This window comes from Neobacillus drentensis NBRC 102427, assembly GCF_001591445.1.
Taxonomy (GTDB): Bacteria; Bacillota; Bacilli; order Bacillales; family Cytobacillaceae; genus Neobacillus; species Neobacillus drentensis.
On sequence record NZ_BCUX01000019.1, the window covers coordinates 37,086 to 61,202 of the forward strand.

25 protein-coding genes and 1 riboswitch are annotated in these 24,117 nt (G+C 36.8%); of the genes, 13 read left to right on the forward strand and 12 right to left on the reverse strand.

What is annotated here, in order from left to right:
• Positions 1 to 64: 64 nt before the first annotated feature.
• The gene (locus BDR01S_RS10815; protein ID WP_066254500.1) at positions 65 to 1,066 is read left to right on the forward strand and encodes an MBL fold metallo-hydrolase; all 1,002 of its coding nucleotides are present in this window, start codon (positions 65 to 67) and stop codon (positions 1,064 to 1,066) included.
• A 127-nt stretch (positions 1,067 to 1,193) separates the two neighbouring features.
• Here BDR01S_RS10815 and BDR01S_RS10820 read toward each other — a convergent pair whose 3' ends face one another.
• Complete coding sequence (locus BDR01S_RS10820) at positions 1,194 to 1,940, reverse strand: GntR family transcriptional regulator (RefSeq protein ID WP_066254501.1); 747 nt, start codon at positions 1,938 to 1,940, stop codon at positions 1,194 to 1,196.
• 213 nt (positions 1,941 to 2,153) lie between these two features.
• Between BDR01S_RS10820 and BDR01S_RS10825 the strand changes: the two genes are divergently transcribed.
• Positions 2,154 to 3,131: an MBL fold metallo-hydrolase gene (locus BDR01S_RS10825; RefSeq protein WP_066254502.1), complete on the forward strand. Its 978-nt coding sequence runs from the start codon at positions 2,154 to 2,156 to the stop codon at positions 3,129 to 3,131.
• Positions 3,132 to 3,197: 66 nt separating this feature from the next.
• Positions 3,198 to 3,758: a TetR/AcrR family transcriptional regulator gene (locus tag BDR01S_RS10830; protein WP_066254505.1), complete on the forward strand. Its 561-nt coding sequence runs from the start codon at positions 3,198 to 3,200 to the stop codon at positions 3,756 to 3,758.
• A gap of 107 nt (positions 3,759 to 3,865) precedes the next feature.
• Here the strand turns inward: BDR01S_RS10830 and BDR01S_RS10835 are convergent, their stop codons facing one another.
• Entirely contained in the window at positions 3,866 to 4,474 is a 609-nt protein-coding gene (locus tag BDR01S_RS10835) for a LysE/ArgO family amino acid transporter (protein ID WP_066254510.1), read from the reverse strand.
• Positions 4,475 to 4,677: 203 nt separating this feature from the next.
• On the opposite strand from BDR01S_RS10835, the gene BDR01S_RS10840 reads away from it, so the two are divergent.
• Positions 4,678 to 5,967 carry an AAA family ATPase gene (locus BDR01S_RS10840; RefSeq protein WP_066254513.1) on the forward strand — a complete coding sequence of 430 codons (1,290 nt, stop codon included), beginning with the start codon at positions 4,678 to 4,680 and terminating at the stop codon, positions 5,965 to 5,967.
• 414 nt (positions 5,968 to 6,381) lie between these two features.
• Here the strand turns inward: BDR01S_RS10840 and phaC are convergent, their stop codons facing one another.
• The 4 genes from phaC to BDR01S_RS26065 all read right to left on the reverse strand — a co-directional run bounded on the left by phaC (position 6,382) and on the right by BDR01S_RS26065 (position 9,019).
• On the reverse strand, positions 6,382 to 7,470 hold the full coding sequence (gene phaC / locus BDR01S_RS10845; protein WP_066254514.1) for a class III poly(R)-hydroxyalkanoic acid synthase subunit PhaC: 1,089 nt from the start codon (positions 7,468 to 7,470) through the stop codon (positions 6,382 to 6,384).
• A 68-nt stretch (positions 7,471 to 7,538) separates the two neighbouring features.
• Positions 7,539 to 8,282: a 3-oxoacyl-ACP reductase gene (locus BDR01S_RS10850; protein ID WP_066254517.1), complete on the reverse strand. Its 744-nt coding sequence runs from the start codon at positions 8,280 to 8,282 to the stop codon at positions 7,539 to 7,541.
• Positions 8,283 to 8,360: 78 nt separating this feature from the next.
• On the reverse strand, positions 8,361 to 8,762 hold the full coding sequence (locus BDR01S_RS10855) for a hypothetical protein (protein ID WP_066254520.1): 402 nt from the start codon (positions 8,760 to 8,762) through the stop codon (positions 8,361 to 8,363).
• A gap of 59 nt (positions 8,763 to 8,821) precedes the next feature.
• Positions 8,822 to 9,019 (reverse strand): hypothetical protein, encoded by a 198-nt coding sequence (locus BDR01S_RS26065; protein WP_066254522.1) that lies wholly within the window; start codon positions 9,017 to 9,019, stop codon positions 8,822 to 8,824.
• A 62-nt stretch (positions 9,020 to 9,081) separates the two neighbouring features.
• On the opposite strand from BDR01S_RS26065, the gene fabG reads away from it, so the two are divergent.
• Positions 9,082 to 9,816, forward strand: a complete 735-nt coding sequence (fabG, locus tag BDR01S_RS10865) for a 3-oxoacyl-ACP reductase FabG (protein ID WP_157406149.1) — start codon at positions 9,082 to 9,084, stop codon at positions 9,814 to 9,816.
• A 401-nt stretch (positions 9,817 to 10,217) separates the two neighbouring features.
• Positions 10,218 to 11,408 (forward strand): acetyl-CoA C-acetyltransferase, encoded by a 1,191-nt coding sequence (locus tag BDR01S_RS10870; protein WP_066254528.1) that lies wholly within the window; start codon positions 10,218 to 10,220, stop codon positions 11,406 to 11,408.
• Between the two features lie 52 nt (positions 11,409 to 11,460).
• Here the strand turns inward: BDR01S_RS10870 and BDR01S_RS10875 are convergent, their stop codons facing one another.
• The 3 genes from BDR01S_RS10875 to BDR01S_RS26655 all read right to left on the reverse strand — a co-directional run bounded on the left by BDR01S_RS10875 (position 11,461) and on the right by BDR01S_RS26655 (position 13,208).
• Entirely contained in the window at positions 11,461 to 11,778 is a 318-nt protein-coding gene (locus BDR01S_RS10875) for a hypothetical protein (protein ID WP_066254530.1), read from the reverse strand.
• 450 nt (positions 11,779 to 12,228) lie between these two features.
• Positions 12,229 to 12,726, reverse strand: a complete 498-nt coding sequence (locus tag BDR01S_RS10880; protein WP_066254534.1) for an SRPBCC family protein — start codon at positions 12,724 to 12,726, stop codon at positions 12,229 to 12,231.
• Positions 12,727 to 12,860: 134 nt separating this feature from the next.
• Entirely contained in the window at positions 12,861 to 13,208 is a 348-nt protein-coding gene (locus tag BDR01S_RS26655; protein ID WP_066254537.1) for a CBO0543 family protein, read from the reverse strand.
• A 236-nt stretch (positions 13,209 to 13,444) separates the two neighbouring features.
• Here BDR01S_RS26655 and BDR01S_RS10890 point away from each other — a divergent pair, with 236 nt between their 5' ends.
• On the forward strand, positions 13,445 to 13,972 hold the full coding sequence (locus BDR01S_RS10890) for a dihydrofolate reductase family protein (RefSeq protein ID WP_066254541.1): 528 nt from the start codon (positions 13,445 to 13,447) through the stop codon (positions 13,970 to 13,972).
• 819 nt (positions 13,973 to 14,791) lie between these two features.
• Here the strand turns inward: BDR01S_RS10890 and BDR01S_RS25345 are convergent.
• Complete coding sequence (locus tag BDR01S_RS25345; RefSeq protein WP_157406150.1) at positions 14,792 to 14,920, reverse strand: hypothetical protein; 129 nt, start codon at positions 14,918 to 14,920, stop codon at positions 14,792 to 14,794.
• 155 nt (positions 14,921 to 15,075) lie between these two features.
• Positions 15,076 to 15,220: riboswitch (cyclic di-AMP (ydaO/yuaA leader) on the forward strand.
• A 157-nt stretch (positions 15,221 to 15,377) separates the two neighbouring features.
• Here BDR01S_RS25345 and kimA point away from each other — a divergent pair.
• Complete coding sequence (kimA, locus tag BDR01S_RS10900) at positions 15,378 to 17,204, forward strand: potassium transporter KimA (RefSeq protein ID WP_066254548.1); 1,827 nt, start codon at positions 15,378 to 15,380, stop codon at positions 17,202 to 17,204.
• 123 nt (positions 17,205 to 17,327) lie between these two features.
• Positions 17,328 to 18,488: a DUF4317 domain-containing protein gene (locus BDR01S_RS10905; protein WP_066254551.1), complete on the forward strand. Its 1,161-nt coding sequence runs from the start codon at positions 17,328 to 17,330 to the stop codon at positions 18,486 to 18,488.
• Between the two features lie 116 nt (positions 18,489 to 18,604).
• Here BDR01S_RS10905 and BDR01S_RS10910 read toward each other — a convergent pair whose 3' ends face one another.
• Together BDR01S_RS10910 and BDR01S_RS10915 are read right to left on the reverse strand one after the other, a co-directional pair.
• Complete coding sequence (locus BDR01S_RS10910) at positions 18,605 to 19,078, reverse strand: plant Invertase/pectin methylesterase inhibitor family protein (protein ID WP_066254553.1); 474 nt, start codon at positions 19,076 to 19,078, stop codon at positions 18,605 to 18,607.
• Between the two features lie 484 nt (positions 19,079 to 19,562).
• Positions 19,563 to 20,081 (reverse strand): DoxX family membrane protein, encoded by a 519-nt coding sequence (locus BDR01S_RS10915; protein ID WP_066254556.1) that lies wholly within the window; start codon positions 20,079 to 20,081, stop codon positions 19,563 to 19,565.
• 294 nt (positions 20,082 to 20,375) lie between these two features.
• Between BDR01S_RS10915 and BDR01S_RS10920 the strand changes: the two genes are divergently transcribed.
• The 4 genes from BDR01S_RS10920 (at position 20,376) to BDR01S_RS10935 (ending at position 23,998) form a co-directional block, all read left to right on the forward strand.
• The gene (locus BDR01S_RS10920) at positions 20,376 to 21,107 is read left to right on the forward strand and encodes a TerC family protein (RefSeq protein ID WP_066254558.1); all 732 of its coding nucleotides are present in this window, start codon (positions 20,376 to 20,378) and stop codon (positions 21,105 to 21,107) included.
• A gap of 176 nt (positions 21,108 to 21,283) precedes the next feature.
• Positions 21,284 to 21,652 carry a Gp49 family protein gene (locus BDR01S_RS10925; RefSeq protein WP_066254559.1) on the forward strand — a complete coding sequence of 123 codons (369 nt, stop codon included), beginning with the start codon at positions 21,284 to 21,286 and terminating at the stop codon, positions 21,650 to 21,652.
• 206 nt (positions 21,653 to 21,858) lie between these two features.
• Positions 21,859 to 23,064 (forward strand): MFS transporter, encoded by a 1,206-nt coding sequence (locus tag BDR01S_RS10930; protein WP_066254561.1) that lies wholly within the window; start codon positions 21,859 to 21,861, stop codon positions 23,062 to 23,064.
• 100 nt (positions 23,065 to 23,164) lie between these two features.
• Entirely contained in the window at positions 23,165 to 23,998 is an 834-nt protein-coding gene (locus tag BDR01S_RS10935) for a pentapeptide repeat-containing protein (RefSeq protein WP_066254564.1), read from the forward strand.
• Positions 23,999 to 24,117 lie beyond the last annotated feature (119 nt).

Genomic DNA, 24,117 nt, shown 5'->3' on the forward strand with positions numbered 1-24,117 from the left:
TAGTTTGATAAATCTATTGTTTGTTTTCATAAAAGACTTAATTTATCGAAGGAGATTTAAATAAATGACCCGAAAACTTTTATTCTTTCTTTTATTAATGATTATGTTAATTAGTGGCTGTGGTACTAGTGAATCAGCTTTAGCTGATAAAAAACCTCAACAAAATAAAAGTGGTGGTTCTAAAACTAGTTCCAGTAATGAAAAACAGTCTCTATTTGAAACAGCCCCTGATGGTTTTCGAGTCGTGACAGTTGGATCAGGTAATCCAAAAACTGAGATTGGCCGCGGAGCACCAAGTACATTAGTTCAATTTAAGGATAAATTTTTCTTAGTTGACAGTGGCGAAAATACAACAAGCACACTATTAAAGATTGGTCTGCCTGCAGAAAGAATTACAAATATGTTGTTTACCCATCAACATGTTGATCATAATGGAGGCTTTTGGACCTTCTTTATTGATGGTTGGCAAGGACCTACAGGAAGGCGTTCCCTTAATTTAATCGGACCTCAAGTCCAAGAACTTTATGATACTACTGTTAATTTTTTTAAGACAGATTTAGAGTATCGTGCTAGTTTGGGCTGGCCAAAAGATGGACTTTTAACAAATGTGAATATTAAAGATTTAACTAAGGATAATTATAAATTTAAACTCGATGGTGTTAAAATTACTTCAATCCCTGTCCCACATACAATTCCAATCTATGCCTATCGTTTTGATGCAAAGGGAAAAAGTGTAGTTGTATCAGGTGATTTAACATATACTGATAAATTTGCACCATTTGCAAAGAATGCAGATATTCTAGTGATCGATGGAATGTTGACTAGTGATTTTTCATTCGTCCCCGAACAAGCACGGGAAAATTTAAAGAAGAGCTTAAAGCAATCTCATGCTACTACAGAAGATCTTGCTAAAATGGCGACAGATTCACGAGTGAAAAAAGTTGTCTTAACCCATCTTGGTTTGGGTAAGGAAGATATGGAAAGTATTACAAAAGTATTTTCAGATGCAGGTTTTAAAGGGGAAATTATAGCCGCGGAGGATGGTCTTGTAATTAATCCAAAATAGTTTTAGTTTGTAAGTAACAACTTAGCCCGCCTCTTATAGAAAGACGCGGGCTAAGTTGTATTATAGGAAAATTAATCAAATAATTGAATATAAAGTCGGTTAATAATGAATGAGCGATTTTTAATGTTTATCGATTGACATTGAAGGCGTACTTGTATTCTTCGGCCCTGTGAACAGCTTTTCTCCAGCCAATAAGGAGGTCATTACGTGTGTACATCGTTGTCTCGATTACAAGGATCGGATCCCCTGGTGTAACACCCAGGATCTGGGCCTCCTCAAGGCTTGCGCTTGTTGCCCAAATTTGATGTTCACCACGGGACAAGGAGATCCCTAATTCGCGTTCGAGGAGCAAGAAGACATTCCCAACCTCCTCGAGTTCCCGAGCGTCTGGGTGGAAATCTTCTGGGACTTCAAGGTAGGTCTGCGTCCATACCAGCGGCTTCTCTTGGAACCAGATCAGACGAGAAATATGCAATACCTCGTTGTTTGGACCTGCGCCTAGTAAGGAACACTGATTCTTCGGGGGCTGGACGCGCGCGACGTCCAAGACTTGCGAGGTAACCTCCATGCCTTGTTTGCGAAAGTAGTCGACCAGCCCGCCTAATTCAAGACCTGGAGGGCGAACGGGTAACCCATGAACAGGGAAGGTACCCTTGGCGCGCTCCCGGTACACATATCCCTCATTGGTGAGCTCCTTTAATGCCTGGCGTACAGGTGCCCGACTTACGTGGAAGCGCTGAACAAGCTCCTGCTCCGTACTGAAGGGTCGATCCGTCGCTACTGAAATCTGGAGCTCCTCAATTAAGATTTGCTTGATTTGTTTATAAATAGGAATCCCAGAGTTGCGATCAATCGTATGTTTTTTGTCCTGCATTTTTTGTCCTCCTTCAATTCAAGAAAGTCGAATACTCTAGATGCATTGTGTGGAGGCTTGTACTCGCTTCTGAATTTCCTGTCATTATGAAAACCTACTAACATTTTAAATAAGTTTTCATAATCTTCCTATTGTTATAGTATAAATTGTTATACCAAAGATACAAGTTTTTTTCAAAAATTTACTATCTTGAGATATAAGGAGGGAGATTCGTTGTTTATAAAAAACAATAGGGAAGTATTTCCTTGTTTAGTTCCGGCTTCCAATAAATTGAAGAGTTTTAACTTTTTCTTAGTTAAACAGGAGAATTCCTTAACGTTAATTGATGCCGGATTGAACACGGATAGTTGCTGGAATTCCTTACAAAAGACCTTAAAGGATCATGATTACGCACTAACAGATATCACAGGAATTTTACTAACGCATCATCATACAGATCATATTGGCTTAGTCAACCGAATTGTATCCACCCATTCCATTCCTGTTTACGCCCATCCTTATGCCAAACTTGTACTTAATAGAGACAAAGAATATATGAAAATGAGGGTTGAGTTTTTCAGAAAGCTATACCAAGAGATGGGATGTGGGGAAATTGGTGAGAAACAAGTAGCTGATTTACATAATCCTATTATTCTAGGTGAGAATAAAAAAATCGATAGTGAAATCCAAGTAATCGCCAATAACCAGCTTTTGGGCTTCGATATTTTGGATATTCCAGGGCACGCTCCTGATCAGGTCGCCTTTTATCATAAAGAGTGTAAGTGGCTGTTTGCTGGCGATTTATTAATTGGAAATATACCAAGTATTGCTTTCATTGAACCAGATTATGATGGAACCCGTAATAAATCCGTGGTACAACAAAAGAAGTCACTAGAGAAATGTTTATTATTAGATGTAGACCACGTTTTTCCAGGTCACGGGATGATCATAGAAAATCCTCATGATTTATTGAAAGAAAGAATAATAGAGATTGATGAAAAAGCCAATAAATATATAAACATTATTAAAACAGGAATTTCAACTGCAAGTGGAATTGCCCAAATACGATATAAAGAAAAGTATGAAAAGCAGTTTTTCAATATTATGTCTGAAATTATTGGCACTCTAGATTATCTTGAATTACAAGGGAAAATTAATAAGGAAATGAAGAAAGGGGTTTGGAGATATTATTGCAACAACATTTCTTCTTGAAAGATGGAAAACTTTATTGTTATAGTTATTATTAACGATTCGGCATAAAGGAGTTTTTTAACAGATATGGATACAAAATTACAAATAATCGACATATCGAAATCGCTTTTCCAGCAAAAAGGATATAAGGGTGTAGGAATTACCGAAATTTTAAATGCATGCAATATTTCAAAAGGTTCTTTTTATCATCATTTTCCAAATGGAAAAGAAGAATTATTAATTACTTGCCTTCAGTCAATAAATGAAACCATTACTACGAGTATTGAATTTTTTTTCAACCATTATCCAACTACTCAAGAAGCCACACATGCCATGATAGATAAATTAGTAGCTGACTTTGAACGAGAGGGTACCATTGCTGCTGCTACATTTACCAGCATCGTTAGCGAAATGGGTTCTCTAAGTGACCCAGCCCGAAATGTCTGTTTGGACCTTTACTCTAAAATGCAAAGGATTTATTCGACTAAGTTAGTAGCAGAGGGGTTTCCCCAAGAAACTGCTCATTCAATTGCTCTCATGATGACAGCTTCTCTTGAAGGTGGAATAATGCTTTGTTTAACCCAAAGTTCAAGCGATCCACTAAAAATTATTTCTAATGTCATACCCAATCTATTTAAGAAGTATTGAAAAAAATGTAAACGATCTTGAATAAGTATTCAAACCGCTTACATTGGCGGTTTTTTTTACCACTTCATTTGCTTTTCGTATTCTAGTTTAATTAGGGTTGGAACTGATTAAAAAAGGGAAGAGCAAATATATATAGCTGTGCCCCACATGACGATAGCTGAAACTTTATTTAATACAGTTAGATAAATTCCCGATTTATCTATTTTTCCTAGTAATCTACCGGTTATCCCCAATCCTGCAAACCATATCCACGAAACTAGTATACAGGCAACAGCAAAGGCTACTTTCTCCGAGCCTATATATTTAACGGAACTTGTTCCGATTACCCCAACGGTATCCAAAATGGCATGTGGGTTTAGTAAAGACACGGATATTGCAAAAGATATTTGTTTTTTGGGTGAAAAAGATAATCCTGCTTCCTGTACATTTTGGGGTTTTGCCTTCCATACAACAAAACCCATGTAGAGTAAAAATAAACTACCAATCACATAAAGTAGTGTTTTTATCCAATAGGAATCAAGTACAATTACCGACACTCCGATGACAGATATTGAAATAAGCAAAGTATCACAAATGGCTGCGGTAATAATGACTGGCAGAGCTCTCACGAATTTGGGTTGACTTGCCCCTTGATTAAACACAAAAACATTTTGGACTCCTAACGGCAGGATTAAGCCGAAAGCTAAGATCATTCCGTGTATCATTGCTGCTAACATGTTTCTCCCCCTGATATGTAATAACTGAATTGTATATAAAATTTTTACATTTGTCTCCACCTAAACATTTATTATTTTGATGGGGGGGGTTAAATGGATAGAGGACAAACGAAGCATAATAACAAAATTTGCTTAACCTATTGAAAGATAAAAATGCTATTATGATAGATATATAGGAAATGACTAATCCTAAGGAGAACTAGATGAAAAATAATGTTCTGTTTGACACAAATATGATAGATCGTAAGGCATTGCCATATTATTATGATTATGGGAAAGTTGTTTCTTCACTTCAGGAAAAGCTTATGGATGAAGTGGGCATCGACTTTCATATGAACTCAGATGAAGATACTTCAAATGAGATTTGGGACATCCTTGAGGAAGATTTGAAAGAGGAGTCTCTGGAAGTTCAATTGATTTGTCATATTTATAAAGAAGGGGAGACAAAGACCATCTCCTCTAACCATACCGATAAAGCGATGGAGCTCATCGTTAAACCACGGATTACGAACAGTCTTTTTTACTATTCTAATTATCAGGTTGCGCTGGCAAGATTGGTTATTTTTCAAAGTGATGGAGAAATGACGCGTGACTTTATCTTTGCCAAAAATGATGCTTGCTTAGTTGAATTTCTGAAATATGTTCTCAAAAGAAAAAGAGATTATATTAAAAACTATGTGACTGTTTTTACGGATACAGAAGATGGCGTAGAAACAGAGATTGATAGTATTACAACGTTGGTTAGAAGAGAAGATGTATTTTTAGAGGATTCTTTAAAAAGGGAAATCTACCGCTCGATTGATGAATTCTTTTTGGAAAGCGGCCAGTTTTTCAAAACGTATGATATACCATACAAACGGGGGATTCTCCTTTACGGAAAACCTGGTAATGGAAAAACTACACTTGTGAAATCGATTGCTAGCAGTATTAATGCTCCAGTCGCTTATTGGCAGATTACAGAATTTACATCGAGCTATACGATTAAAGAGGTCTTTACGTCTGTTTTAAAATTGACCCCATTGGTACTTGTCATTGAAGATATAGATTCCATGCCGGCAAGCGTCAGGTCCGTACTCCTAAATATTTTAGACGGTGCCACTTCGAAGGAAGGGATCTTCATCATTGGGACGACAAATTATCCTGAAAAGATTGATCCTGCCCTAATGAACCGCTCTGGCAGGTTTGACCGAGCTTATGAGATTCATGTACCGACGAAGGAACTTCGTTATCAGTATTTAATAAATAAAAAAATTGCTCGAATTCTTTCAGACGAAGAGATTCAGCAAGTCGTTGATTCAACAAAAGATTTCTCCTATGCGCAGCTCAATGAATTGTATACATCAATTGCCCTTGAATGGCATTATGAGCAGCAAGTGGATGTGAAGAAACTCTGTGCGGACCTAAAATCACTCCAGCACAAACAACAAAAGCAAGAATGGGACCAAGCGCTTTCTGCTGCATCTATTGGGTTTTCTGGGTTTGAAGAAGACTAATTTTTTATTAGAGTATTAGGCTATAACTTTTTACCACAGTCCGAGGTACTGTGGTATTTTTTTCGTTAAGGAAAGCAACTTATAGGAAGTGAATGGTGCTCGTGAAGGGAGAAAAATCAGTTCCACGGTAACCAGTGAAAGCGACTAATGCCCGTGCAGGGTGAAAAATCGGTGCAACGGTAACTAGTGGAGGAGACTAATGCAAAATAATTAGCGCATTTCAGAGAAGTTTTTATCCTGTTACCACTTGCTTATTATCTGAAAATTAAATATAATTAACTTTACCACTACTAACAACTTGTTTTCCTCGTAAAAGTGTGAACTTCTAGAAATAACAAAAATGAGTGCCCCAAATGTTTCGGGACACTCCACTGATGTAAAAGAAATACCTCACTGATTAGACTTTCTCTTTGATTAGTTGGATCGTTTTACTAACCATTCTGCAATGGTTGGATACGTAATTTTTGTTGCTTGACTGCCATAAGTAATGGAAGTATGACCAACAGGTAAAACTTTAAATTCCTTATCCTCACTTGAGATCGCATTCATCAATGCCTCCACTTGATGGGGTGGGGCAATGAGGTCATTTTTCCCAGCTAAATTGAGCACATTGGCCGTGATATTTTCTAGTTTGACCTTTTGTCCGCGAATAACCATTTCGCCGTTGATCAGTTTGTTCTTTTGATAAAAATCTCTAATCCACTGACGGTAGGCCTCACCAGGGAATAAGATTCCGTCGTTTAACCATTTTTGCAGTAGTTTAAAGCTCTTGATGAAATTCTCATTGTCAGCACGCTCAACAAGGCTAATAAATGGTCCAAAATTGGTTCCCATTGGATTAATCATTTTGTTTCCATAGTCAATCATTTCCGGTGGAATACAACCAAGGGTATCTACTACTTTATCAATATCAAAATATCGTTCATCAAGCATCTCGCCATATGTGCTGCTATTTTCAAAATCAAACGGACTTGTCATAAAGATAAGATTCCGAATAGGTAATTCAGGGTGCAAAGCCGCAAACATTGATGTAATCGTCCCGCCCATGCAGTAACCAAGAATCGATACTTCATCTGCATTAGATTTACGCAAAACTTTACGGACAGCACGTGGAATATAGTCCATAACATAATCATCAAGTTTCATATTTCTATCTTCGTAACCTGGTGTACCCCAGTCAAGAAGATAGACATCAAAACCTCGTCCAACCAAGAACTCTATTAAACTGCCACCCTTTGTTAAATCTAAAATATAGGGTTTATTAATCAAAGCATAAACAAAAAGAAGTGGAACTTTATGTTTTTTTGGATGATCAGAAATATACCGATAAAGCTTCGTTTTATTTCTAGTCCAAACAACTTCTTTCGGTGTAGGGGCTACTTCCGGTTCGGCATCTGTCGTTAATACTTGAGTTGCGCGTTGTACACGCTGATACATGTCTTTATACTCTTGAGGGGTATAATCAAGTATCGTATTCAATTCTTTTGGTATAAGAACGCTAATGACAGTTCACTCCTTACTTAAATTATTTACTCTAATAATATATAGAGAAGTTTGTACCTTCATGACAATTACATGTAAAGTCCACCGTTAATATTTAATTGCTGACCAGTAATATAGTCGCCATCTTTACATAAGAAAACTACTCCACGAGCGATTTCTTCTGGTTTACCTAAGCGTTTTTGTGGTACTTTTTCAACGATTCCTGCAAGAACTTTTTCAGGAATAGCTTGAACCATTTCAGTTCCAATAAATCCAGGGCAAATCGCATTAACGGTAACCTTGCTTCTTGCAAGTTCAAGAGCCAATGATTTAGTGTAGCCAATTAGACCTGCTTTTGCTGCAGCATAGTTGGTTTGACCAAATCCGCCTGCTTGCCCGATGATTGATGAAATGTTAATAATGCGGCCAGCTTCTGAATCCATAAGGTAAGGGAGGGCGGCTGATGTATTGTTGTAAACACTGTTTAGATTAACATCGATAACCTTTCTCCAATCTTCTTCATTTAACTTTTTGAACGTGCTATCTCTTGTAATTCCTGCATTATTAATAAGGATATCTAATTTGCCATAATGATTGATTGTTTCTTGTACTAGGTAGGTTGCTTCATTACTTTCAGAGACGTCTGCTTGAACTGCATAAGCTTCTCCGCCAAATTCATTGATTTCTGCGACTACTCTATCTGCTAGTTCTTTGCGGACATTATAGTTAATGACAACTTTCGCGCCATTTTTAGCTAGTTCCAATGCAATCGCTGCTCCAATACCTCTGCTGCCACCTGTTACTATTGCAACTTTATCTTTTAATCCTGTCATGTGTTTTCCACTCCCGATTGTGTAGTTGTTAGTTTACTAAATTACTAAGTTTTACTTTTGCAAGTATGTAACGTAATTCTATTTCTTAATTTCCGGCACTTTTAATAAAGTTAGGATTTGGTTTATTTTATTATCTAAATTCTTCATATCCTTTTTTAAATTCGACAATTCTGTCTTCAATGATTCCTGGTCTTGGTTATCAAATTTTTCTTCCAATTTCTCTTCAAGATCATCTACTTTAGCATCTACATTAACAATTAGTGAAGAGATGTCGGCAATATCATTTCGACTTGGAACATTTATAAATTCTAAATACTTTAATGTCGATTCATCGATCATTTTTTTAAATTGAAGATTCATTTCTAAAACCTGACCCATTCCTTGGGAAGGGAAATCCTGGCTTATTTTCTCATCGAAAAACTTACTGGATTGTGAATACAAATCCTTCCAAACATCATAAAAATTAAAGTCTTGACTCATTTTTATTCCTCCTTGAATACTTTTGTTGACCTATTCATCATACTAACATAATTGAAATTTTAAAAGATTAAAGATTGAAAATTATCTAAAAATAATTCTTCATTTTCCGACAAATTTCTCATTTTTTTGCGAATTTCACATGAAATTAAAAGGAGTGATAAAACAGGGGAAACAATCATAATATGGATAAAAATGGCTTGTTGCTGTTTCCAATGCTTAGTTGTATTGACACTTTTATTTTGGGATTCTAAACTCATTTGCCAAGTGATGATGTTGTAGCCAACTGTCTAATCTGAAAAGAAAAAACGAGGTGATATTATTGGGCTATAATGAAAAAGTGGTGTTAATTACAGGTGGAGCACAGGGAATCGGCAAAGAAACCGCAAAACAATTTCTTCAAGAGGGTGCAAGTGTCGTCATATGTGATTATGATGAGTCGGCAGGTAAAACAGCATTAGAGGAATTAAATAATGAAAGGTTAGCGTTTTTTAAAGTGGATGTCACAGACAGTAAGCAGATCGAAGAGATGGTTCAGTCAACAGTAGATAGGCATAACAGAATTGATGTCCTAATAAACAATGCTGGGATCACACTTGATGGCTTTCTGACAAAAATGGATGAATCCGCTTGGGAAAGGGTCATTGCTGTAAACCTGTCAGGTGTTTTTAAATGCACGAAAGCTGTCGCACCGATTATGTTAAAGCAGGGATCAGGAGTTATTCTTAATGCATCATCTGTCGTTGGTTTATACGGTAATATTGGTCAAACCAATTATGCTGCTACAAAGGCAGGTGTGATTGGACTAACGAAAAGCTGGGCGAAAGAATTTGGACCAAAGGGGATCCGAGTCAATGCCGTTGCCCCGGGCTTCATTGAAACGGGTATGACTGCAGCAGTTCCAGATAAGGTGCTTCAATACATGAAGGAAAAGACTCCGCTTAGGAAGTTAGGCAAACCGGAGGATATTGCTGCAGCGTATTTATTCTTGGCTTCAGATACGGCCAATTATATAAACGGAACGATATTAAGCGTGGATGGCGGCTTAGTGATATAAAAGATGTACTACTCATATTTAATTCAGTTCCATGCATGGGTTGCGAGTTGAGACTCATGCATGTTTTATTTTTACGATAATTCCTATAATTATATTAAAATACAAACAATAAAAACTTTTCTACAAAATCCGTCATATTCCTACGAAGTCCATCAAAAAGCTTCTCGCTGTTTGGAAGCATAGTTGATTCTTATTTATATACAGCTATTTCATTGTCATGAGTAGACAATTTGCATGTTTGATAAGGTGAATAACTAAGCGCTTAGCTAATTAATTATTAATACCAAAAGAGAAAAAACTCTGAATTTGTCGAATAGTTTGTCACGAAAAGTTCTGCGAAATGTAGTAATATTTGTGGGGGATTAATATTTGAATACATAAATTACTTGGAGGAGATCTTAATGTCAGTAAATGAAGTTGTCATTGTAAGTGCAGTCAGAACACCAATTGGAAGTTTTTTAGGAAGTTTTGAAAATGTTTCAGCCATTCAGTTAGGTTCCACTGTCATAAAAGCAGCCATTGAAAGAGCTGGAATTACTGCTAATGATGTGGATGAAGTGATCATGGGGAATGTATTACAAGCAGGAGCAGGTCAAAATCCGGCAAGACAAGCTGCCCTTGCTGTAGGTATTCCTCAAGAGGCAACAGCTATGACGATTAACATGCTTTGTGGCTCAGGATTAAAAGCGGTTCACCTAGCTACCCAAGCGATTCTTGCTGGGGAGGCAGAAGTAGTCATTGCTGGTGGAATGGAAAATATGAGTCAAGCACCATATTTGTTAAAAGGCGGACGAAATGGATTTAAGATGGGCGATCAGAAAATTATAGACAGCATGCTTCAGGATGGATTAACATGTGCGGAAAATAACTACCACATGGGTGTAACAGCGGAAAATCTTGCTGAGAAGTATGAAATTTCACGTGCAGAACAAGATGAGTTTGCCGCGTGGAGTCAGCAAAAGGCTCAAGCAGCGATTGAATCTAATCGTTTTGCTGATGAAATTGTCCCTGTAGAGGTATCGGGGCGTAAGGGACAAGTGACAGTATACAGCCAAGATGAATTCCCACGATTTGGAACGACAGTAGAGGGATTAGGTAAGCTTCGTCCTGCATTTAAAAAGGATGGAACTGTTACTGCTGCTAATGCTTCAGGAATTAACGATGGTGCGGCAGCATTTGTTGTGATGAGCCGTAAAAAGGCAGACGAATTAGGAGTAACACCTTTAGTTACGATTAAAGCGAATGCTACTGCAGGTGTGGATCCAAGTATTATGGGAATCGGTCCAGTTCCAGCTGTAAAAAAAGCACTAAAAACTGCTTCTTTATCATTAGAAGACATTGAATTAATTGAAGCAAACGAAGCATTTGCTGCACAATCAATTGCAGTAGATCGCGAGCTTCAATTCAATAAAGAAAAATTAAATGTTAATGGTGGGGCCATTGCTCTTGGTCATCCAATCGGTGCGAGTGGTGCGAGAATTTTGGTTACTTTAATCCATGAATTAAAGAAAAGAGAAAATCGCTACGGTCTAGCTACGTTATGTGTCGGTGGAGGACAAGGTGTAGCTACCATTATCGAAAATGTTAAATAGGATCGCGTGAATAATGGAAAAATGGCTTGGAGGAAAACTCCAAGCCATTTTTTTATCGTATGATTTCATTATGTTGAAAGCCGCTCTTGGTCGCATACACTTCATACCATTTGTATTGAGGTGCCTTGAACCACTCGTTTTGTGGCAAATAAACCAAATATCTTACATTACCATCGGCATCGTGTATTGTTTTAAATATTTTTACAAAACCAAATCCAAAGGTTTGATCTAAATAACCTTCCATTCCGTCGCGGACATTATTTTTTTCAGCTTCTTTTTCTTCCTTATGTAACCTCATCAGGCCATCAACAAAGATACTTAACAAGACCAATGTAATTGCAATTAATACGAAAATAAATAAGTTGAACAATTGATTTTCCTCCTAAGTTTTTTGGTTAGATACATATGTATGATTCCTACACTGCTAAACTGCCGGAAGTTTTTATAAAGGAATGTTAATCAACTTTCATTTATCGTCCTTCTAACCTCCGCTGATTCAAAAACCTCCTTTTGCATAGATATATTCATTCTGATTTTACATCCGGTAGGGAAGAAAAGGTGTGATGAAAAATACACCTAGGGCATTCTTAAGAAAAATTTCTCACGGATTGGCAGATTAGTATAATAAAGTGATTGAGTTTTACAACAAGGAAATGAAAGAGCAAGGTATTGAAGAAGGAGAGGGGATTTTAGAAGCAGGTTAGTGAAAGTATCAGGGGGTATGAATCTTTGAATTTAATTACCAAAAACACTGAGAACCCTGCTATTAACAGTGTTCACAGTGTTCTCATTGTTCTTTTGTTCGTCAAAGACCTATGTATCAGTTTTCTGAAATATTTGAGAGATAATCAGCCAGATGATCGAAGGTTCCTGAAAAGCCCTCCTGAACCATTTCTTGTGACTCCTCATAAGTTTTCATTTCCTCTTCAGTTGGGGATACAGGAGCCCCAATCATCGTAAGTATTGTTTTACCTTCATGCTCGGTGAATGTAAAAGTATTGAGAATTTCCAATGGCCAGTTATCGTTAAAAGGAGCTCGTACGATGTTACCCTTTTCATCAGAAAAGAAAGAGGTGTAAACGAGTTTCTCTGGAGCATTTACTTCATGATAAACAAATTTGACCCACATTACATTACCTTCTGGAGATGTCTGGCTGTAATGGAAGACACCATTCCGGCGAAGCTCAAACTTAGAAATATCAAAAGCCCATCCTTTTGGGCCCCACCAGTTCTGCAGATGTTCTGATTCGGTAAATGCCTTAAATACAAGCTCACTAGGAGCGTTGAAACTACGGATGATTTCGGTTTTTGTAACCATTTTCTTCCTTCAATTATTGTTTTTTATTTTGTAGCTCCTTCAGATAAAGTTCTAAGCTGTCGAGTTTTTCTTCCCATATTTCACGATACTGTTCCAACCAAATGTTTAATGCCTTAAAGGATTCTGATCGAAGCTTATAAATTCGACGATTTGCTTCCGCATAAAATTCCACCACTCAAATAATGGAAAACACGTCTTAGAAAGAGTTCATTTTTTGGAAATTTAAGTTGAAACAGAACAGCAAAAAAAGGAAATACTAAATATTCCATCGTCCAATTGATTTTTGTTGCATGTTTGAAAAGTCTAAAGGGAGGTTCAAGAAATCCAAAATATGTAAGGAAGATGCTAATCAACCAAGTTAACATCTGAAAAAACAAAAGGGTAGCAATAGCTTCTCGAAGTCGATTTCGTGGGATAAGTTTCCAAAGAAGGAAAGGTAATAGTAACCACAGTATGAGCGTCACATATAAATCTGAATTCATATTATCCTTCCTTTTTTGAATTAGTTTGTGATATAAAAGATTAAACTATCCAGTTTGTGAAAATTGTACTTAAACTTTCGGTGTGTAAGTTACATAACATATTTATTTACATTAAGATGCTTAAAAGTCTTTATATTTTTGACATGCATTCTTCTTATTTTAATAAAATAGCAGGTTTTGTCGTAATTAATTAGTATACTGATTTGATCATCTGAAACAAGGTAAAGGAGATTCAAATGAAAAAACAGCGTAACATTATTTTATACATTGGTACATCTATTGATGGTTATATTGCAAATGATGATGGTACATTAGAATGGTTAGAATCAACAGAAGTAGAAGGAGATTCCGGCTACAAATCACTCCTTGAAAGAATTGACACGGTTGTAATGGGAAAAGGAACTTATGATGTCGTTCGTGGATTTGATATCGACTATCCTTATAGTGATTATAAAAATTATGTATTTTCTAAATCTGTTAGTGGATCAGATGAATACGCTACATTTATTAATGAAGAGGTCAAAACGTTCATTAAAAATATAAAACAAAAGCCCGGTAAGGATATATGGTTAATTGGTGGAGGAAACTTAGCTCGTGAATTTTTTAAAGAAAATTTAATTGATGAATTCCAACTGGCCATTGCACCGATTATTTTAGGTAAGGGCATCTCCCTCTATACCGGAGATGATATTACTCAAAACTACACATTAACGAAAGTAGAAAAATTAGGGCAACTTGCTATGCTTCAATATATAAAGAAATAATTATCATCATCTTCCCTCTTTGGGTAGGGGAAGATTTTTACCTTTTCACCTTTGTTTTTTACTGAAGTACATTCGAAAATTAATAGATGTTTTATTAACGAACGGGATAGTTGAAGAAGAAGGTGGCAAAAAAAGACCCTTATTGACTGATTTTATTCAATAAAGGGTTTTTATGTTTTCTTATTTTCTCAATCAATAATTGTACACTATATAAAAGCAAGGCTCTAAATTGAAGGAACAAAAAATGCTGGAATGGATTTAATTTAACTAATTTAACTATTCGTGTTTGTTTTAAAAGTTTTAATCCCCAAACATCAAATAAAATATGAACTATGATATTTACTATTAGAAACAAAGGAAATCTACCGTACGTCAATTTAAGAATCCAGAGTGCTGAAAGAAAAAAAGGACCAAATACAAATGCAGTGTCACCGCTTATTATAGGATTTACTTTTGTATAAAACGACCACCACCTACGCTTTTTACCTATCGCGTATAATATTTTTGAGATTACACTAATAAAAATAGTGGCGGGTAAAAATCTAATTATTGTTCTCCGACCTAATATAGGGAATGAAAGCCAGGGTAGAACCAACAGTAATATTAATAGCAGCTTTGGTTTCTTCATTATGCACCTCTAATTTTATCATTAAGCAAATTAATGAGGGATTAGTTCTATCCTTTATATTTTCTCCGTGAATATTAAATACATACAAACTACTCATTGAGCTAATGGCAGCTAGTGTAGTAAGCAGAGGATAAAAAAACCGCTTCAATGCGGTTTAAGATTCATTAATAAAAAATACCTTAGCATACAATTTAAACACTTTCATTGTTGGTAGGTTCAACAAATTGTTCCGTTATAGGGCCTTCAAATTGTTTGTTAATCTCTTTTGCTAATTCGTCTAAAAAGTCATCCGATAAAAAAGGACTATTTTCTTTGGACATATATTTCCTCTTTTCCATGTTGGATTTTAGAATATTCAACTAGGATTGACTAATAAGTTTATTACTAACATTGCCACTGACCTATAGTTTTAATCATTTACATAATTTTCATTTACTTTTGCTATTTACAGGAGTATTATTATCACAGTTTCCAAATTCTTAAGCCGCTTAAACCATTTGGTACGGGGGAACCATTTTTGTGGGTTGTTATTTAATCCATGGGGTGAATCCTTTCAAGGTAGGGCTACTCAAAGGTCCGAATCCGACAGCTAACCTCGTAAGCGTTATATGAGAAGGAAGGTGGAGCTTGTGACACAAGAAAAATGACGTGTCTACAGGTCTATTTACTATGACTTGTAGGCACTTTTTTTTATTTACGTTTATATCGTTTACTTTTGAGGAATTTACAATGAAAAGGGTAATTTTAAAACACTAAACTATTAGGTGGTGAGTACTAATGATTTCAGCATTAAAAAGGTTCTTAATTGGACGACCTTTGAAATCCAATGAATTAGGAGAACAGAAACTTAACAAAACCAAGGCATTAGCTATCCTTTCATCTGATGCTCTATCGTCGGTGGCATATGGACCTGAACAAATACTGATAGTTTTATTTACAATAGGTGCAGCAGCATTTTGGTATTCAATTCCTATCGCAGTTGGTGTATTAATACTTTTAACAGCTCTCATCCTGTCTTATAGGCAAATCATCTTTGCGTACCCTCATGGTGGGGGAGCATATGTGGTTTCAAAAAATAACTTAGGTGTAAATCCCGGCTTAATAGCTGGAGGCTCTCTATTGGTAGACTACATACTAACTGTTGCTGTAAGTGTGTCTGCTGGTACTGACGCTATAACATCTGCCTTTCCGACCTTACATAAATTTAACGTCGAAATTGCGATAGTATTCGTCATTTTGATTACAATTTTAAACTTAAGAGGAGTAACGGAGTCTGCATCCATTTTAGCCTACCCCGTGTACTTATTCGTATTTGCGTTGTTCATTCTAATTGGCGTGGGTATTTATAATATTCTAACAGGAGGAGTTTCACCTGAACTGCATCCCAAAATTGGTACACCTGTTACCGGAATAAGTTTGTTTATTCTATTAAGGGCGTTTGCTTCGGGAAGTTCTGCTTTAACCGGGGTTGAAGCTATATCCAATGCGATTCCTAACTTCAAAGATCCCGCACCTAATAATGCTTCCAAAACATTAATGATGATGGGTGCATTACTGGCGATATTATTTTCAGGAATTATTTATTTAGCCTACTATTATGGGATTACTCCAAGGGCAGAGGTAACGGTTGTATCACAGATTGCTGAGGAAACTTTCGGAAGAAATTTCATGTACTTTTTTATTCAAGGAACGACAGCATTAATTTTAATCCTTGCTGCAAACACTGGTTATTCTGCTTTCCCATTACTGGCAGTTAATCTTGCGAAAGATAAGTTTATTCCGCGGATGTTTCTTATAAGAGGAGACAGATTGGGGTACTCAAATGGCATTATCATACTTGCAGTCACTTCCATCATTTTAATTATTGCTTTTCAAGCTGAAACAGAGCATCTAATCCCGCTTTATGCAATTGGAGTGTTTATTCCATTTACCTTGTCCCAAACGGGAATGATCGTTAAATGGATCCGTGAGAAACCTCAAGGATGGCTTCCAAAACTAATAATAAATACAATCGGGGCAATGATTAGCTTCATTGTTACTATGATGTTCTTTTTAACTAAATTCAGCCAAGTATGGCCGGTAATAGTTTTTTTACCTATTATTCTTTTTGTTTTCTACCGAATTAGAAAGCATTATGAAGCAGTTGGTGACCAACTTAGGCTCACTACTTGTGAACCTCTGCTGCCTATTGAAGGGAATGTACTAATTGTTCCTGTTGCTGGAATGACGAATGTGGTAGCGAATTCGATAAACTATGCTAAATCACTTTCTCAAAATCAAATTATTGCAGTATATGTCTCTTTTGAAAGAGATGATGAGAAGAACTTTGAAGAAAAATGGAAGAAGTGGCAACCAGATGTAAGACTGGTGACGCTTCACTCGCATTACAGAAGTATCATTAATCCCCTTACCAAATTTGTTGATACTATTGAACATAAAGCTAGTGAAGCGAACTACCGAGTTACAGTAATCATTCCACAATTTATTCCTAAGAAAGGCTGGCACAATATTCTTCATAATCAATCAAGTTTACTGATTCGTGCCTCCTTACTGTTTCGGAGAAACGTTATTATCACTACTGTTCCTTACCATTTAAAGAAATAAGAATACATCGTTTATTAGACAACGCGGTGACCTTATTGAGTTTGCAAAAATATAATGAGAGTTAATTTCTGTATTACTATTTTATTTTCTAAACAGTATAATCAGAAATGGGAGATGACACAAATGAACAAAAAAGACATCGCTAATATCCGGAAGCAATTTAAATTAGACAATCATCTTATGCAAATTCAAGAAATCTTCAATGTTTATGTCAAGAAAGAATCAGGTGAGATTTACCATCAAGTCAGTCAACCATTTCAAATGTTAGAATTGGAAACACAAGAATTGTTTTTGGCAAACTTTAAAAAAGTTTTGACAGGTAATCTAGACACCAAACTATTTGAGCTGAAATTTAGGCGTGATGTGGAAGACAGCACACAAACGATCCTCTTCGAAGGCCTACAAGCCGACGTATCGGAAGATTGGAAAGAAAACATGCTCCAAATCGTCGAGAAAATGTTTACGCATGCAGCATATGAATTTGATACAGTGGTCACATTTATCCGCGGGGAATACAAAAAGGCGGCCCGGAAACGGAATCCAGATTCTGAAGAAGGCGGGGATGATGAGGTTTATTCCAGCAAGTTTATCCTTAGCAGTCTGAATAAAACTGATCAGCCCAAAAAAGCCTTAATGTTTGATTATATCGAGAAAGAATTTAAATCCTATCATATCGTTGATCCGATTATTAATGTGGATTCACCTTTGTCGGGATTTCTATTTCCTGCTTTCAATGACAATGCTTCAGATGTGAACAATATTCTCTATTGTGCCGGAAAAGCGAATCAACCAGATGGAACCTTTATTGAAGAAGTCCTCAATTGTGAAGTGATCATTACTGCACAGGAAGACAAGGACATCTTCGAATTGATCGTAAAGGAAGTGGTAGGAGATCAAGTAGATTCCAGGGTCATTGCTAATGTCTATGAGGAAATCGATAAGGTGATACAGGAGAATATAGAAAATGAGGAAAGTGAATCACCTAAGTTAGATCATCGCGACATCGAACGCATTTTAACGGTAAGCGGGGTTGAAAATGTTGAGACCGCCAAAGTGGAACATGCCTTTAAAGCTGTTATTGATGATGAGAATCATGAATTCAAAGCGAGCAGTTTAGTTCCTAAATCCATAAAAATTAGTACAAGGGTAGCTGACGTATCCATCAACCCAAAAGAGCTGAAAAATTTAAAATATATTACATACGAAGGTAAACGGTGCCTATTGTTGGAAGTAGATGAAGATGTAGTCATCGAAGGATTTCGACTGGAAACAAATTCACTCTAGTGGGTTTGATTGCGAAGCTGCACTCATTTTCAAAACTGCAGCTAATAACAAAAACTAAAAAAACTACAGAGAGCGTTTCTGCTATTAGCGGAGACGTTTTTTTTGAGGGAAAACATCTATCCGACGGAAAAATCAGGTTCATTTAAACCTGAAACTAGTGCGTCTCTAGCTGCTAATAAACTAAATCTTATGAAGAAAAGCTGCCCATGTAGTGCTTCATTTTCTTCAATTTGCTCGATCGCTTGGTCCAGATAATTAATGGTAAGTTCAATTTTGTCTAATGCAAGCGAGATTCGGTTGTCAGATAGGTTTATTAGGTGTTGGTTATCTTCACTTTGAGGAACGATTGGTGTATTTGGAAAAACAGGGTCGCTTGGGAAATAAGTATCGAACGGTAATGCCTTCATGGCAAGATATGCTTCTGTAAGATGATCGACGACATCTTGGTAGAATTGAACTTTAATTGGGTTTGGCGGCAACGGAAAAGCGGATAGTTCCAGGAAAAGGATTAAGGCACTATCGGCAAATCGAATGGCTTGTACCGTATAACCCAAAGCTGTTCGAACATTCGTAACTAAAGTAGATGACATTTTTTCCACTCCTAAACTGATGAATTATTTTAGTGTATGTAATTTATTCGAGCCCGTAAAGGACACATAGGTAAATACATTGAACAAAATACATTTGCATGTGCCATTAAAGGTTGGCTTTAGCCAGGTTGCTGCTTCTAATAAGGTTCGTAAGTAGGTCCCAGTTAAATTAGCTAGAAAAAGCCAAATTATTCAAAAAATATGGTAAAATAGTACAGTATTTACAAATCATAGGGGGCGATTTTTTATGATTAGCGATATTGTCTGGGGCAGTCCCGGGAGTTTGCTTTGCCTTGGCTTTTTCTTCGCAGGTTTGGGAGTTTTCATTAAACTTTCGAGAATGCCGAAAAAATAAATTCAACCATAAAAACCGATAATTCATAGTTTTGTATTTGAGTTTCGCAAAGGACTTCTATAATTTACACAGTGCCAGACATGGAAAAAGACGATTCGAGTCCGAATCGTCTTTTTGATTAGCTTAAATTTATGCCGTTACTTTTGCTTTTTCGTGCTCTGTACCTTTTTTGCTCATTTTTTTGAAGAAAGGAACGACCCAACGGTCTAAACCGATTCTTCCTGCATTGTAACCAGCTGTTAAGATGATAAATCCTAAGAAGATGTCTCTAGGGTTATGAGATACTGTTCCTGCTAAAAAGAAGCTGAAGTTCATCACTAAACCAAAGAACATGGCAGTAGTTGTTAAGCAACCTAAGATTAAGCCTAAGCCAATTAAAGTTTCTCCCCAAGGTACAAGAACATTGAAGACATCTACGTTTGGTAGTGCAAAGTGTTTCAAGAAGTCTACATACCAGCCAAATACAACCGCGCCGTCCGGACCTTTTACAGGGTTTGCGATCGCTCCTTTTAAGAAGCCTGCCGCATCGAAGCCGCCGCTAGTTAATTTTCCATAACCTGCTGTAAACCAAGAGTAACCGAGGTATAAACGTAAGACTGTAAGAATAGCCGCTGCAATTTTATTTTCTCTTAAAAATTTATTAAACATGAATGATTCCACCCTTCAAGATTTGTTTGTTCTTTATGATTACACTATATTACGTTTTCTTGATAAACAACATGGGCATAGTGATAAGTTCACACTTTGTTTGAAATGTTTTGACGAAGTTTTGAACAGTTAATATATGCCTTTGATAACCAAACGGAAACGAAACTATCTTGCTAGGGTAGGTATGTTTTGGTTCATTATTTTAAAGGTTGTACATACATTTATATAAGAATGCACGACAAAAACTATGATTAAAGATTTTGAGTGTAAAAAAGCGTAGGAAAGGGAGAAGAAATGGGATTTCTACAGGAAATGATCAATAGCTATAGTTCATTTTTTTCACTAGAAGCTCTAGAAAAAGTATTTTCTAATCCTGCCAGCTGGGGAGTTATAGGAACACTTGTTATTCTTGAAGGGTTACTCTCTGCCGATAACGCCCTTGTTTTGGCAATATTGGTAAAAAAATTACCGAAAGGTCAACGAAAGAAAGCACTGTTTTATGGGATTTTTGGCGCTTATCTATTCCGCATTTTAGCGATTGGACTTGGAGTTACCTTAGTCAATATTGGTTGGATAAAAATTGTCGGCGGTCACTACTTATTATGGATTGTGGTTCAAAACTTTATCAAGTCTAACGAAGGAGAAGATGAAATTCCCAAACAAAAATTGGGTTTCTGGAGAACGGTGCTAACGGTGGAGTTAATGGATATTGCCTTTAGTTTGGATAGCGTAATTGCCGCATTTGGAGTTTCAAATCAGCAATGGGTACTTTTTCTTGGCGGGGTGATCGGAATTTTAATGATGCGTGGGGTAGCGCAACTCTTTCTATCATTAATAGAGAAGGTCCCTGAAATAGAAACCACAGCCTTTATCTTAATTGCAATTATTGCCATAAAAATGATTGTTTCTGCTTTCGGATTCCAATTCGACGAATTTGTTTTCTTTTCTATCTTAATTGCCGTCTTCTCAGGAACTTTTTTAGTCCATGCAGTCCGGAAAAATTCCGGGAATCAAAGAACCCTGTAATATCTTAATATCAGTTGAACCAAACGGCCAGAGCTTTTGGTCTTTTATTATTAAGTAAGAAAGCATTTCATAGATATTTCATGATTGTGTGTAAATATTTTCCTCCTTTGTGAGATAATCTAGTTGATTTAATAAAAAACTTAAGAAAGAATTTAATTAAGGGGAGAGATGATCTAATGATAATTGAAAGCATTTGTCCTAAATGCGGAGAGATTAATAACTTAGAACATCAAGGCGAAAAAATTCTTACTGTAGCTTGCAAAAACAACCATTATTATGAACACATTGTTCTTCCTTACTCAAGAATGGCTGAGATTAAGGATGATAAACGAAGAAAACTAGAGGAAATGATTGTTGAAAAAAAGTTCCATCGAATGAGCGATAAATCAACTATTTGTCTATTAATCTTTGAAAATGGTTATGAAGTCGAAGGACGTTCAACCGTTCGCGATAAGGCTGATTTTCGTTTAGTTATCGGTAAAGATAAAGCGTATGAGCAAGCTTTAAAGCATGCGATGGTTGCGATGGGAGCTTATTTGGTATAACTTGTAATAACTTTGGAGTATTAACATTTTTTCGAAACCATCCATTAATTTGGGTGGTTTTTGCCGTTTAGGGGTTCGGAAGATAATTCAGCATTCGAATATTTCGGAAATGAAAATAATTGAACAGTATGTTATTATAAACGATATGAAAATTAATCAAAGGAAAAAAATTACATAGTTTGATTAAAACTCGGGAGGGGAATCGCATGCTAAACTGGAAGCGGAATTTATGGGTACTCTGGATTGGGGTCTTTTTTACAGCAGCAAGCTTTTCCATGGTCATTCCCTTTTTGCCTATTTTTCTTTTGCAAATTGGTGTACATGAACATACAGAAATGTGGGCGGGATTGTTATTTAGTTCGGCTTTTTTTGCAGGAGCGATTGCCTCGCCGTTTTGGGGTAGGATGGCAGATAAGTATGGGAGAAAGCCAATGATCATCCGGGCAGGTTTTGTCCTTTTTGTCATCTATACGTTGATGGCTTTTGTCACAAATCCCTATCAAATATTAGTACTACGAATCTTACAGGGCCTACTAAGTGGGTTCATTCCCGGTGCCATTGCGTTAATAGGTACCAATACACCTAATAATAAGGTGGGTTATGCACTTTCGCTCATATCCACCGCATCAGCATCAGGCACCATCCTCGGTCCCTTGTTAGGTGGGGGTATTTCTCACTTAGTGGGAAATCGCTGGGCCTTTGCCACAGCAGGAATGATAGTTTTCTTTGCGACACTTCTGATTATTTTTTGGGTAGTTGAGGAAAATTTTACTCCAAGTAAGGTTCGAGGATCAATTAAAACAGACTTTAAATTGGCGTTAACCAATCGTCCTTTCGTACTCGTTCTTATACTCACTGTGCTCACAAGTTGTTCCGTGATGACAATTGAACCAGTTCTTCCATTATATATCGTAAAACTGGGTGGATCGTCCGAAAACGCTTCGTTATTAGCAGGTGTTGTATTTTCCCTTCCTGGAATCGCTAGTGCTCTGTTTGCTCCATTTTGGGGAAAATGGGCGGATAAAGTTGGCTTTCAACGAGTGTTATTTATCGGTTTGCTGGGCGGTGGATTAGGGACCCTTGCACAAGTTTTATTCAGCCAAATCTGGGGATTTTCGTTGATTCGCTTTGTTTTTGGAATATTCTTCTGCGCAGTTTACCCAGCGTTGAATGGACTCGTTGTAAAATCGACTCCTGAGGATTTCCGAGGCAGGGCCTTTAGTTTGAATCAAACGGCCAACCAAATCGGCGGTATGACGGGTCCAATGATTGGCGGATTTCTGGGTGGAATTTTTCCGGTCCAAATGGTTTTTATCGTAACGGGAATCTTACTTTTAATTGCAACCGGTATGGCTTTCTGGAATGGGAATAATTTAAGCAGTAAAGCGCTAAAGAGAAAAGCTCTTTCGTGATTTGATATATTGATAGTAAAACCTCTTTTTCTATTATGGATGAGAGGTTTTTTTATGTTAAATTAGATGAATACAACAATTACAAAAAGGGTGGGTAAGAATGTTTGATCAAGTAAAAGAGAACAACATTTATTTAAAAAATTTAAGTTCGGACTGTGAAAATTGTTTTGGATTATGCTGCGTAGCTTTGCCTTATGCAATATCGGCTGATTTTGCAGTTGATAAAGAAGCAGGGACCCCATGTCCAAATTTGCAGTCAGATTACAGTTGTAAGATTCATAAAAAGCTCAGAGAAAAAGGATTCAAAGGCTGTGTTGGATACGAATGTTTTGGGGCAGGTCAAAAGGTATCACAAGTAACCTTTGGTGGAAATGACTGGCGCGATAATCCAGACTTGGCAAAGGAAATGTTTGATGTATTTCCGATTATGCAACAACTTCATGAAATGCTTTGCTATTTAAATGAAGCTCTTAGTATAGAAGAAGCACGGCCAATTTTTAAAGAATTGAGATCCGCTTTAGCAAATACGGAGAAACTCACAAATCTGAGTGCTCAATCAATCTTAGAGTTAGATATTCCTGCCCACAGAGGGAAGGTTAATGATTTACTATTCCGGACAAGCGAACATGCACGTGCTAGGGTTTCGACCAAGAAGGACGTCAAAAGGAGAGACTTTTTAGGGGCAAAATTAAAAGGAGCTAACCTTAGAGGAGCTAATTTAAGAGGGGCCTTACTAATTGCCGCGGATCTAAGGAAAGCTGACATGCGAGTGGCAGATCTTATTGGTGCAGACTTAAGAGATGCTGATTTGCATGGGGCAAATTTGGCAGGATGTCTGTTTCTAACCCAGGCACAAATTAATTCAGCAAAGGGCGATCGGACTACTAAATTACCACGTGCATTAAGGATTCCAGATCATTGGAAAGAGGATTGATTACGGGATGGCTGATATATAGGGTTATTGACGACTGATTCTATAAAATAATGAAAGGTAGAGTAGTCAATAGGAGTTATTGGATACTCAAACTATGAAAATAGTAATGAAGCGGTCGC